Source organism: Agromyces marinus, from assembly GCF_021442325.1.
GTDB classification, from domain to species: domain Bacteria; phylum Actinomycetota; class Actinomycetes; order Actinomycetales; family Microbacteriaceae; genus Agromyces; species Agromyces marinus.
Genome location: NZ_CP087879.1, coordinates 2,285,194 through 2,297,834, shown reverse-complemented (window position 1 = coordinate 2,297,834; position 12,641 = coordinate 2,285,194). Strand labels below are relative to the sequence as shown.

The 12,641-nt window shown below is 66.7% G+C and carries 10 protein-coding genes; all 10 read left to right on the top strand.

Going from position 1 to position 12,641, the window contains the following annotated elements:
• Positions 1-24: 24 nt before the first annotated feature.
• The 10 genes from DSM26151_RS10680 to manD all read left to right on the top strand — a co-directional run bounded on the left by DSM26151_RS10680 (position 25) and on the right by manD (position 12,628).
• Positions 25-1,038, top strand: coding sequence for a carbohydrate ABC transporter permease (locus DSM26151_RS10680; protein WP_234659532.1), 1,014 nt, complete (start codon positions 25-27; stop codon positions 1,036-1,038).
• Between the two features lie 98 nt (positions 1,039-1,136).
• Entirely contained in the window at positions 1,137-1,940 is an 804-nt protein-coding gene (locus DSM26151_RS10675) for a carbohydrate ABC transporter permease (RefSeq protein ID WP_234659531.1), read from the top strand.
• A 4-nt stretch (positions 1,941-1,944) separates the two neighbouring features.
• On the top strand, positions 1,945-3,444 hold the full coding sequence (locus DSM26151_RS10670) for a sulfatase family protein (protein WP_234659530.1): 1,500 nt from the start codon (positions 1,945-1,947) through the stop codon (positions 3,442-3,444).
• A gap of 2 nt (positions 3,445-3,446) precedes the next feature.
• On the top strand, positions 3,447-4,703 hold the full coding sequence (locus DSM26151_RS10665; protein WP_234659529.1) for an alpha,alpha-trehalase: 1,257 nt from the start codon (positions 3,447-3,449) through the stop codon (positions 4,701-4,703).
• Positions 4,700-6,010 (top strand): sulfatase family protein, encoded by a 1,311-nt coding sequence (locus DSM26151_RS10660; protein ID WP_234659528.1) that lies wholly within the window; start codon positions 4,700-4,702, stop codon positions 6,008-6,010. The genes DSM26151_RS10665 and DSM26151_RS10660 overlap by 4 nt, the downstream gene beginning before the upstream one ends.
• A gap of 2 nt (positions 6,011-6,012) precedes the next feature.
• A complete protein-coding gene (locus DSM26151_RS10655) occupies positions 6,013-6,912 on the top strand; it encodes an NAD-dependent epimerase/dehydratase family protein (protein ID WP_234659527.1) in 900 nt (299 codons plus the stop codon).
• Between the two features lie 60 nt (positions 6,913-6,972).
• Positions 6,973-8,925, top strand: coding sequence for a glycosyl hydrolase (locus DSM26151_RS10650; protein WP_234659526.1), 1,953 nt, complete (start codon positions 6,973-6,975; stop codon positions 8,923-8,925).
• A gap of 18 nt (positions 8,926-8,943) precedes the next feature.
• The gene (locus DSM26151_RS10645; protein WP_326491019.1) at positions 8,944-10,002 is read left to right on the top strand and encodes an SGNH/GDSL hydrolase family protein; all 1,059 of its coding nucleotides are present in this window, start codon (positions 8,944-8,946) and stop codon (positions 10,000-10,002) included.
• A complete protein-coding gene (locus tag DSM26151_RS10640; protein ID WP_234659524.1) occupies positions 9,999-11,423 on the top strand; it encodes a sulfatase family protein in 1,425 nt (474 codons plus the stop codon). The genes DSM26151_RS10645 and DSM26151_RS10640 overlap by 4 nt, the downstream gene beginning before the upstream one ends.
• Positions 11,420-12,628 (top strand): D-mannonate dehydratase ManD, encoded by a 1,209-nt coding sequence (gene manD, locus DSM26151_RS10635; protein WP_234659523.1) that lies wholly within the window; start codon positions 11,420-11,422, stop codon positions 12,626-12,628. Before DSM26151_RS10640 ends, manD begins: the two co-directional genes overlap by 4 nt.
• The last annotated feature ends 13 nt before the right edge of the window (positions 12,629-12,641 follow it).

Genomic DNA, 12,641 nt, shown 5'->3' with positions numbered 1-12,641 from the left:
GTCGCGCGAGTGCGGTAGGCGCTCATGACCGCGATCGAGAAGATCGACCTCGCAGAAGCAGACAACGCGCTGAGCGAAGGGCACGAACCGCCGGGACCACCGGAACGGAAGAAGAACGACGACCTCTGGTCGCGCATGAAGGCGCATCGGTGGCACTACCTGTTCGTGGCCCCGATGGTCATCACGCTGCTCCTCTTCACCCTCTGGCCGATCGTCGCCAGCTGGGGCTACGGCTTCTTCGACTGGAACGGATTCGGCCCCCTCGAGGACTGGGTCGGGCTCGACAACTTCATCGAAGCCGCCACAGACCCTGCCTACTGGAACTCGTTCGGCAATACCTTCTGGTTCGCGTTCGCGTCGGTCTTCATCCAGGCGCCGCTCGCCCTGCTCTTCGCGCTCGTCCTGAACAACCCCAAGCTCTTCGGCCGGAACGTCTACCGTGTGCTGATCTTCATCCCCGTGGTCAGCACGACGGCAGTGGTCGGGCTGGTCTTCGCAGTCCTGCTCGACACGAACCGGGGGCCGATCAACGTCGCGCTGGAGGCCATCGGGCTGGATCCGGTCAACTTCCTCGGATCGTCGTCCACCGCGCTCGCAACGGTCATCGCGGTGGAGACCTGGCGCGGCCTCGGGATCACGATGATCTACTGGCTCGCGGCTCTCCAGACGATCCCCGTGGAGCTGTACGACGCAGCGAAGATCGACGGCGCGGGGCGGTTCGCGAGTTTCCGGTCGATCACGATTCCGCTGCTCATGCCGTTCGCGATCATCATCCTCCTCCTGACCTTCATCACGAGCTTCAACGCCTTCGACATCGTTCAGACGATGACCGCAGGCGGGCCCAACGGCGCGACGGACATCGTGGCCACGTACATCTACCGCTATGCCTTCAGCCCCGAGCAGTTCATCCCCCGATTCGGGTACGCCTCAGCCGCAGCGCTGCTCTTCGGAGTCGTGATCATGGCGCTCTCGCTGGTTCAACTCATCATCGTCCGTCGAGTACGTCGGCGAGCGGCCGGTCTGGAGGGATCGAAGTGACTTCGACAGCGACGCGTCCGCGCGTGAGCGGGCGCCGACACACGACCGGGTTCCGGTCGATCTCCGCAGGGAGTCGGATGGGGCGAGCCGGCCGCCTGGTGACGCACCTGATCATGCTGCCCCTGGTGTTCCTGTGGTTCTACCCGTACGCCTGGTCGGTCGTCTCCAGCATCCGCCCCCAGTCGGAGACGATCCTGGGCGGGGCGAACCTCATCCCGCAGGAGTTCACCACCGAGAACTTCGAACGTGCCTGGAACCAGGCCCAGTTCGACGCGTACACGCTCAACACCGTGATCGTCACGATCAGCGTGGTCTTCCTGACGATCGCGATCTCGTCACTCGCCGGCTACGCGCTCGCGCGCGGCCGTATGCCGGGCAAGTCGATCATCCTCATCGCGTTGGTCGGGTCGATGTTCCTCCCCAAGGGATTCACCATCATCCCCGTCTACCTGCTGATCGACGCGATGGGGCTCAACAACTCGCTGATGGCGATCATCCTCGCCGAAGCGGGCTCGGCCCACGTCATGCCGATCCTGCTGTACATGGGGTTCTTCGCGACCATCCCCGCAGAGATGGAAGAAGCGGCGAAGGTCGATGGCGCCGGCTACTTCCGTACCTTCTGGTCGGTCATGTTCCCCATGGCCATGCCCGTGACGGCGACCGTTGCGATCTTCAGTTTCATCGGGGCGTGGAATGGCTTCCTCACTCCCCTGGTGTTCACGCTGAACGCGCCCGAGCTGCGAACACTCGGCGTCGGCATCTATGCGTTCTTCGGCGAGAACACGATCGATTGGGGCGGGCTCGCAGCTGCGGCGGTGATCGCGGTCCTTCCCGTCATCGTCGTCTTCCTCTGGCTGCAGAAGTACTTCGTGGACGGCATCGCCGGTTCGATCAAGGGATGAGAGCGTGAGCGAGCAAGCCGGCAAGAGACCGAACATCGTCGTCATCCTTGCGGACCAGTGGGCCGCCGGATCGGTCGGTGCCTACGGGTGCGACGTCCCGGGCGTCTCACCGAGCCTCGATTCGCTTGCGGAGGATGGGGTGACGTACCTGCGGCACTACACGCCGATTCCGATCTGCGGGCCGAGCCGCAACGCGATCATGAACGGCCGATCTCCGATCGTGAGCGGCATGGTCGCGAACGACGTCGAGCCGCGGCCGGACATGCCGTTCTTCACCCATGAACTCCGGAAGGCCGGATATCGCACGACCGGCATCGGGAAGTTCCACTTCACGCCCCACACGAACTATCCACCGACCGACCTGGACCATCTCGGGTTCGACCATGTCGAGGTGACCGAGGACACGAGGCACGGTCCGTGGCTGGACTGGATCGAATCCGAGCATCCCGAGTACTACGATCGCGCGCTCGCGACGGCGTGGCCCATGCCGTACCTCAGCGAGGTCCCACCGGATGGGCGCGATCTCACGAACGAATGGCAGCGCGCGCACGATGCTCACGTGAAGCCCTTGATGCAGGCCCCCAACCGAAGGATCTTCCGACCGTCCCCCCTCCCCGCCGAGTTGCAGCAGAGCACGTGGATCGCCGACCGAGCGATCGCGCAGCTCGACGAGCTCCGCGAGTCGGAGGACCCGTTCCTGCTCTACGTGTCCTTCGTCGACCCGCACGACCCCTACGACCCGCCAGCCGAGTGGGCTGAACGGTTCGACTGGCGGAGCATCCCGGACCCGATTCCCCAGGAGTGGGACCGGGCGACCGGGCCATGGCAGTATGCGGCCTTCCAAGACGAGAAGTTCGAACTCTCGACCTTCGATCGGGAGACATGGTTGCGTCTTCGCGCTGCCTACTTCGCGTCCTGCGCCTTCGTCGACCACCAGATCGGTCGGATTCGCGAGGCGCTGTCGGAGCGAGGCCTCGTCGAAGACACGGTCGTCATCTTCACGACCGACCACGGGGACGTCATCGGTGATCACGGTCTGCTCATGAAGGGGCCGTGGCACTATGACAAGACCGTGCGCTGCCCGATGATCGTTGCAGGGCCAGGGGTCGCACAGGGAAGACGGTTCGACGGGCTCACCAGCCACCTGGATGTTCGGCCGCTGGTGCTCGAACTCGCCGGCGTCGACGCCGGCGACAGTGAGGGTCGGGCACTGCCGATCCGCGAGTCCACCCTGGACACCGAGCGTGGCCACGAACGCGTTGCAATCGAGACGAATACGAGCTACGTCGCACCCGCCGACCAGGTACGAACGATCATCACCGCCGACGGCTGGCGGCTCACCGTGTTCTGCGACCAGGCGTACGGCGAGCTCTTCAACCTGAAGGTCGATCCGGACGAACAGACCAACCTCTACGACGACCCCGACCACATGGGCCTGCGCCTGCGGCTGACGGAGGAACTGGTCGCCGCCATGGCGGCACCTGCCGTGGTGGGGCGGACCTGATCATGGCGGATCGTGCGGATGAGTGGCGAGGGCTCGATGCCCTGGTCGAGACCTGGTGGGACCAGAACCTGGCCACCGCGACCCCCGAGGATGTCGCGAACGACGAACGCGGGACGCTGATCGAGTTGCCCCGACCGTACAGCACGGCCGGTGGCGGCGAAGGGGCATTCCCGGAGATGTACGGGTGGGACACCTATTTCATCAGTCTGGGAATGCTCGAACACGGGCGCGCGGATCTCGTGCGCGATCACCTGGTCAACCAGCTCTCGATGATCGATCGCTTCGGGATGGTCCTCAACGGGAACCGCTCGTACTACCTCACTCGGTCTCAGCCGCCGCTGACGGCCGACAGCCTCGTGCGCTACCTGGACGCGACCGGCGATCTGGAGTTCGCCCGGGAATCGCTTCGGCTTCTCGAGAAGGAGTACGACGAGTACTGGTGCGCCGCGCACCACTCGACGGATGTCGGGCTCGCGACGAACCGTGATCTGGGTGACCCGGGACTCCGGGCGGAACTCGCAGCGGAAGCCGAGACCGGTCTCGACTTCACCCCGATCTTCAACGGCGACGTGCGGCGGTGCGCACCATTGCTGACGAACTCATGCCTGGTGCGTGTCGCGGAAGCGCTCTCGGAACTCCACTCGAGATGCGGCGACGCCGAACGCTCGGCGTACTGGGCTGCGGAATCCGAGCGGCGGGCCGCCATCATCCGTTCCCTGTGCTGGAGTCCGCGCGACTCCTTCTTCCGTGAGCTCGATGTGGAGCGCGGCGCGCAACTCGATGTGGACTCGCTGAGCGCCTTCTGGACCATGTGGGCCGGCGTCGCCACCGAGACTCAGGCGGCGGGAATGGTGCAGCGCCTGGCCGAGTTCCGGGGAGCCCACGGGCTCGCATTCACGCCCCGGCCGCACCCGAGCCCGCATGCGGAGTTCAGCCACTGCCAATGGGACTGGCCGGTCGGCTGGCCGCCCATGCAGATCATCGTCGTCTCGGCGCTGCTCCGATACGGCTTCGACGAACTCGCGCGCGCGATCTCTGCGGACTTCGTCGGCCTGCAGATCGATGAATTCCATCGCACGGGCGCACTGTGGGAGAAGTACAACGTCATCGACGGCGGGACCGACCTCCCACTCGAACGGTACCCGTCGGTTCCGATGCGAGGGTGGTCGGCGGCGAGTATCGCCGTACTCGGCGCTGTCGCCTACGGCAGGCCCGCGACCACCTCCGACGACATCGAAAGCGAGCTGTTCGGCGCATGAGCGACCAACTCCCCAACATCCTCTACCTCCACACCCACGACACCGGGCGGATGATCCAGCCCTACGGGCACGCGGTGCCCACGCCGAGGCTGCAGCGGCTGGCCGAGGAAGGCGTCGTCTTCCGCAATGCGTTCTCCGCCGCACCCACGTGTTCGCCGAGCCGCGCTGCGCTCCTCACCGGCCAGGCTCCGCACAGCGCCGGCATGCTCGGGCTCGCCCACATGGGCTTCGGCATCGCCGACTATTCGCAGCACATCATCCACACCCTCGGCGCTCGCGGCTACACGTCCGCCATGGTCGGGGTGCAACACGTCGCCCCGGGCCCCCGTGAAGGCGAGATCATCGGCTACGACGAGCACCTCGAGGTGCCGAACGCGCGGGCGGCGGCGATCGTTCCGGCCACGCTCGAATACCTCCGTCGGGAGCATCGTCAGCCGTTCTTCCTCTCGGTGGGGTTCGTCGAGACCCACACTCTGCCGACGGACGGCTCGACGTTCGGGTACCCGCCGAGCGACGCACGATACGTCGCGCCTCCGCCGACGATGCCCGACAACGAGGTGACCCGGGCAGACATGGCGAGCTTCCACGCATCCGCGCGGGTCATGGACTCCGCGGTCGGCGACATCCTCGATGAGCTGGAGGCGCAGGGCCTCGCCGAGAACACGCTCGTCCTGATGACGACCGACCACGGTGTCGCCCTGCCCGGGATGAAGTGCACCCTCTCCGACAACGGGACGGGCGTCATGCTGATCCTCAGGGGTCCAGGTGGGTTCCGCGGTGGGATCGTCAGCGATGCGCTGGTCTCCCAGATCGACATCTTCCCGACGTTGTGCGAGATCGCGGGGGCTGACGTGCCGGAGTGGGTGCAGGGCCGGTCGATGCTGCCCGTGCTCGATGGAGAATCGGAGATCAACGAGGTCGTCTTCTCCGAGGTGACCTTCCACGTGGCCTATGAACCGCAGCGCGCCGTTCGCAGCAACCGCTGGAAGTACATCAAGCGGTTCGCCGATCGGGATCGACCCGTGCTCCCGAACGTGGACGACAGCCCGAGCAAGGACTACTGGGTCGATGGCGGATGGTCGGAGCAACCCGTCGCGGGCGAGGAGCTCTACGACCTGCTGTTCGACCCCATGGAGCGGCAGAATCTCGCTGGAGACCCGCGCCACGCCGAGGTGCTCGCACGGTTGCGGACGACGCTCGAGGAGTGGATGAGCGCGACCGCGGACCCGCTGTTGGCGGGGCCCATTCCGCAGCCCGCGGGATATCCCTACGTCGACCCGGGCGCGATCTCGCCCGACCCCCAGTGACGATGGATCCGGGGGCCGGCGCCGCGATCCTCGTGACGGGCGCTGCCGGAACCATCGGTCGTCGGGTGATCGCATCGCTCGAGTCGATCGACCGAGACGTCGTCGCGTTGATCGGGTCCGAGGATGCCGATCCCGGCCGGGGGCACGTCGTGCGCGGTGACCTCCTGGAGCCGGGAACGGCACGTCGTGCGGTCGAGGCCCTGGTCGCGCGCGCCGACGGGCGGCCCACCGCCATCATCCACCTGGCTGCGATCCCGCACCCGACGAACCCTCCGGTACGTGGGTTCGCGAACAACACCGCTGCCGCCTTCAACATCCTCGACGCGGCCGGGGAACTCGGGGTGGACCGTGCGGTCGTGGCTTCGAGCATGGCGGCGGTCGGGCTCGCGTTCGGTCCACCTGAACTCAGGCCGCACTACCTCCCGATCGATGAGGATCACCCGACGCTCGTGGCCGACTCCTACGGGCTCTCGAAAGCGGTCACCGAGACCGTGGCCGAGTCGATGCACCGTCGCTGGGGGACCGCGGTCTGCGCCGTGCGCTTCCCGTTCGTCGCCGCGGGAGAGCGGCTGGCGAAGCGGTTGAGCGAGGCGCGAAGCGCGCCGGAGTCGCTGCGCGCGGAGGTGTGGTCGTATCTGCACACCGAGGACGCGGCCGAGTACCTGGTTCGGCTCGCCGACGCAGATCTGCAGGGATTCCAGATCGTGAACATCGCGGCGCCGGACACCCTCAGCGAGGTCCCGACCGCGGATCTGATCGGCCGATTCCTCCCCGAGGTCGCGAGAGGACGAACGTTCGTGGGGCACGAGGTCCCGCTCGACCTCGGTCGTCTCGAGCGTCTCCTGGGTGCACGCCCGGCGAGGACCTGGCGAACCGGGCACGAGGAGGCGATGGGCATGTAGGGCGAACGGGAGCACGAACCGACGAAGTTTCGACGCACAGAAGACAGGAAAGGAACGCCCGTGACAGTAGTGAGAAAGGCTGCCGTCGCAACGGCCGCTGCGCTTGCAGCGACGTTGCTGCTCGCAGCGCCGGCGCAATCGAACGAGAACACGACGATCGAGTCCGACTCGCTCGGGAACATCTTCACGAACGCGGATGACATCGAGTTCGCGGTCCAGGCCCCGGGGGCCGGTTGGACGATCGTCGACGATCAGGGCCGGACGGTGCTCACCGGTGAGATCGGACACGACAGCTCGACGATCGCACCAGACATCGACGAGCCCGGCCACTACACACTGACCGTCGAGGGGGAGACGCCGTTCACGACGACGTTCGCCCTGATCGCACCGTGGTCGGGGGAACGCGACGAGCGGTTCGCGATCAACACCAAGTTCGGGCTTCCCGCCAGGGGCGGCGCACCGATGTGGGACCCCGACACGAAGACGTACGTCGGCGGAACCGGGTCGCAGAGCCTCGACATCGCGCCGATCCTCGCGCAGACCGGTGTGGCGGGAATCCGCGACACGCTCGGTTGGGGGCAGTTCGAGCCGGAGGAGGGGCTGTACGCCGGCGGTCCCGCGTTCTACGACGACTACATCAACACGGCGTCGGAGCTGGGTGCCGAGCCGCTCGTGATCCTCTCCTACGGGAACAAGCTGTACGACCAGGACGACGAGGGCTTCGGCGCTGCGCCCTTCACGGAACGCGGCATCCAGGCGTACGCCGAGTACGCCCGGGCGGTCCTCGACCGGCACGAGGGTGTCGTGGACACCGTCGAGGTCTGGAACGAGTACAACGGCGCGGAGGCTCCGTGGAACCGCGGGCCGTGCAAGGCGGATCCGAAGTGCTACTACGAGATGCTCAAGGTGACCGCCGAGGTCGTGCATGAAGCGCACCCCGACGCGAAGATCGTCGGACCCGCCGCCGTGACGCTGCCGTACGCGTGGCTCGAGGAGCTCTTCTCCCACGGCGCGCTGGAGTACCTGGACGCCGTCACGGTCCATCCCTACGGATTCCCGCAGTCGCCGGAGGCCGGCTACACCGCGCCGAGCCTTCCGGGCGTGGGCCTGGAGGCGCGCATCCAGCAGCTCGACGAGCTGATCCGGGAGTACAACGACGGCGAGGCCAAGCCGATCTGGTTCACCGAGGTCGGCTGGCAGTCCAACATCAGCGCTCGGGGCGTCAGCGAGGCGACGCAGGCCGACTACACGGTCCGATCGCAGGTCATCGCGCTCGCGTCCGGCGTCGAGCGCGTGTACTGGTACTCGCTCGAGAACACCGGCGTCAACCGCGCCGCTCCGGGCCAGAACTGGGGCATGGTCCGCAGCGCTGCTGATCCTGCGGGTGCGTACACGCCGAAGATGGCGTTCAACGCCTACGCGACGCTGACGCGAGTGCTCTCCGGCGCGGAGTTCGATCACCGCGATGAGACGGACCCGGAGATTCGGAGCTATGAGTTCCGCCGCGCCGATGGCACGCCCGCCAAGGTCATGTGGTCCACCGACGGCCCCCGAGACGTGACCCTGATGTCCGGAAGCGACGTCGAGGTGACACGCATGGACGGTGCGAGTCGCACCCTCACTCCCTTCGCCGGCGGTGTCGCGGTGACGCTCGACGGCTCTCCGGTGTACGTCGAGGGAGAGGTCGAGTCGATCCGGAGCGGATCCTTCCTCTCGGCGACGGCCCCGGAGTCGGTGCCGGCTGGAGGCGTCTTCGAGGTTGCGGTGTCGGTTGACGCAAGCGACCTGAGTCGAGCGGTTCCCGCCTTCGCGGAGGTCGAGCGGAACTCGCTTCAGGTGGTCGCTCCGCCGCGTCAGGAACGTACTGCCACGACGACCGTCGACGCGGGGGACGGGATCGTCACCACGCCGTTCGCCGGACAACCTGAGGAACGCTCGCGCACGGTCCTCGTCGAGGTGCGTGTCGGGTCGAGCCTCAACGGCTGGCTCTCGACGACCAGCGCAGTCGAGTGACCCGAGCCGGCGGTGGACATGATGAAACGTTCAATCGTGTCCACCGCCGGCTCCGAACAGGAGGAGCGGATGCGAACAGCGGATCTGCACACGGACGTGTCCTGGCACGGAGTGGCGTCGCTCGAGGATACGGGCCACGGCGTGCAACCATGGCGCCTTCCCCATCAAGACCACGCGTTGTACCCGGGCGGGGATCTCATCGAACGAGCGGCGATGCCCGCGGGGGTGCGCCTGCGCTTCCGCACCGACTCGCGTCGTCTCGTGCTCGACCTCCGGTCCGACGCCGACTGCTCGCCCGTCGATGTCGTCACGGGTGACGGTGTCCTCCGAGCCGAGATCGGCCGGTCGCCGGTCGAGTTCGCGGTTCCACCGGGGCTCGTGGAGGTGTGGCTCCCCCAGTACGGTCGCGTGCTCGTCAACCGGCTGCTGGTCGAGGAGGGCGCCCGGTGCGAACCGGTCGAGGAGTCGCGCCCGCGGTGGATCGTGCACGGGAGTTCGATCACGCAGTGCCGTTCGGCGCCGGGGCCGACGGAGACCTGGTCTGCGATCTGCGCAACCCGCCTGGGCTTCGACCACCTGAACCTCGGCTTCGGAGGGCAGTGTCTCCTGGACCCGTCGATCGCCCGACTGATCCGTGATGAGCGCGCCGACCTCGTGACGCTCTGCCTCGGGATCAACGTCCATGGGCAGGCCACGCACAATGAGCGGAGCCTCCTTCCCGCGATCCTCGGGTTCATCTCGACCGTTCGCGACGGCCATCCGGGCGTGCCGATCCACGTGATCACCCCGATTTCGACCGCGTTCCCGGCTGACGAGCCGAACTCGCACGGGCTGACGCTGGAGTTCATCCGGCACGCGATCGCGCAGGCGGTGCAGATCCTCCGAGACCGGGGTGACCGGGGCCTGCACCTCGTGCACGGCGTCAGCCTGCTCGGGGCGGACGACACGGACCTGCTCGCAGACAACGTCCATCCGAACGGCCGCGGATACCGACAGATCGCCGAGCGGATGATGGACCATCTGGCTCGACCACGTGGCGATGCCGAATCGACGAGAGATCAGGAGCAGGACACATGAGCGACGCGTCCCCGGACCCCCGCCCGAACGTGCTGTACATCATGGCCGACGACCATGCCTCGCACGCCATCGGCGCGTACGGCAGCAGGATCAACACGACCGACTTCATCGATCGGTTGGCCGACGAGGGCATGAGGTTCGAGAACTGCTTCTGCACCAATGCGCTCTGCGCGCCGAGCCGCGCGGCGATCCTCACCGGGACCTACAACCACGTCAACGGCGTGCGGACGCTGAGCGAGAATCTCGATGCGGCGCAGGTGTCGTTCCCGCCGCTGCTCCAGGCCGCGGGGTACCAGACCGCGATCTACGGCAAGTGGCACCTCGGCCATGGTCCGGCCCACGACCCCCACGGGTTCGACGATTGGAAGGTGCTCGATGGGCAGGGGCTGTACTTCGATCCCGACTTCTTCGGTCCGGCCGGAGCGGAGAAGATCCCCGGATATGTGACGGATGTCATCACGGACCTCGGCATCGAGTGGCTCGAAGCCAGGGACCCCGATCGGCCGTTCTGCCTGCTGTTGCACCACAAGGCGCCGCACCGTCACTTCGAACCGGATGAAGCGCACATGCACCTGTTCGAGGACGAGGACATCCCGGAGCCGTCCACGTTCCGGGACGACTACGCAACGCGCGCGGATGCCGCGCGGGCTGCCCGGATGCGGGTCGATCGCGACCTCCGCCCCAGAGACCTGAAGGCCGACGTGCCCGAGGGTCTCGATGACGACGAGGTCCGGTCCTGGAAGTACCAGAGATACATCAAGGACTACCTCCGGTGCGTGGCCTCGATCGACGACAACGTCGGACGCGTCCTCGACTATCTCGATGAGCACGGCCTGACGGAGAACACGATCGTGGTCTACACCTCGGATCAGGGCTTCTTCCTCGGAGACCACGGATGGTACGACAAGCGGTTCATGTACGAGCAGTCGCTGCGGATGCCGCTGCTCGTGCGCTACCCGCAGCGGGTCGCGCCCGGGTCGAGTCGGCCGGAGATGGTCTCCAACGTGGACTTCGCGCCGACGCTGCTCGAGCTCGCCGGGCTGCCGATCCCCGAGCGGATGCAGGGCGCCAGCCTCGTGCCGCTTCTCGCAGGCGACTCCCCGCAGGAGTGGCGGAAGTCCCTGTACTACCGATACTGGGAGCACGGCGATCCCGCCCATGGAGTCTGGGCCCACTACGGCGTTCGCACCGAACGGTACAAGCTGATCTACTACTACGCTGATGGGCTCGGCCTCGATGGCACGTCCCCGCTCACCCATGCTCCCGAGTGGGAGCTCTTCGATCTGGAGACCGACCCCGATGAACTGCTCAACCGCTACGACGATCCCGAGTATCGCGTGATTCAGGAAGACATGCATCGCGAACTCGTGCGCCTGATGCAGGAGCTCGGCGATGAGGCCTACGAAGGTGCATCGGCATGAACATCACGCAGGTGAAGGTCATCGTCACCAACCCCGGGCGCAACTTCGTCACCGCGAAGATCGAGACCAGCGAGGGGATCTCCGGCGTCGGCGATGCAACCCTGAACGGACGCGAACTCGCGGTCGCCACCTACCTCTCCGAGCACGTGGCGCCGATGTTGATCGGGCGCGACGCCTTCGCGATCGAGGACACATGGCAGTTGATGTCGCGTGCTTCGTACTGGCGGCGCGGCCCCGTTCAGACCGCTGCCCAATCCGCCATCGACATGGCGTTGTGGGACATCAAGGGCAAGGCGCTCGGGGTCCCCGTCTACCAACTCCTCGGCGGCCGTTGTCGTACGGGTGTGATGGCCTACACCCACGCCGGCGCTGCGGAGATCTCCGAGACCATCGACGACCTCCAGATGTTCATCGAACAGGGCTATCACGCCGTCCGACTCCAGTGCGGTGTGCCCGGCGTCCCGGACGTCTACGGAGTGGATCGGGACACGAGCACGCAACCCGGAGCAGGCACCGAGCGCCCGTACGTCGAGGGGTGGGACACCTCGGCCTACCTGGGCGTCGTTCCGAAGCTCTTCGAGGCGGCACGCGAGGCTGTCGGGTTCGGCACCCACCTGCTGCACGACGTGCATCATCGACTCACGCCTTCGGAGGCCGGATGGCTCGGGAAGCGACTCGAGGATCATCGACTCTTCTGGCTGGAGGACGCGCTCGCCTCGGACTACCAGTCCGCGTACCGGCTCGTTCGCCAGCACACCACGACGCCGCTCGCGGTCGGCGAGGTGTTCACGAGCCTGGTCGATTGCGAGCAGCTCATTCGCGAACAGCTGATCGACTACGTCCGAGCGTCGGCCGTCCATGCCGGGGGGCTCACGGGATTGCGCAAGATCGCTGCCTTCGCCGAGCCCTACCAGGTCAAGACGGGCTGCCATGGCGCGGCGGACATGTCGCCGATCACTATGGCCGCAGCGCTGCACTTCGGGGTGTCGACCCACAACGTGGGGATCCAGGAGCGGGCGTTGCATCCGGAGGAAGCAGACGACGTCTTCCCGCACGCGTACACGTTCTCCGACGGGTACCTCGACCCGGGTGAGGCCCCCGGGCTCGGCGTCGACATCGACGAGGCCCTGGCCGAACGCTACGAGTATCGACGCGGGTACCTTCCGGTCGTGCGTCTCCGGGACGGAACGCTGACCAACTGGTGACGCGGACCGGCTC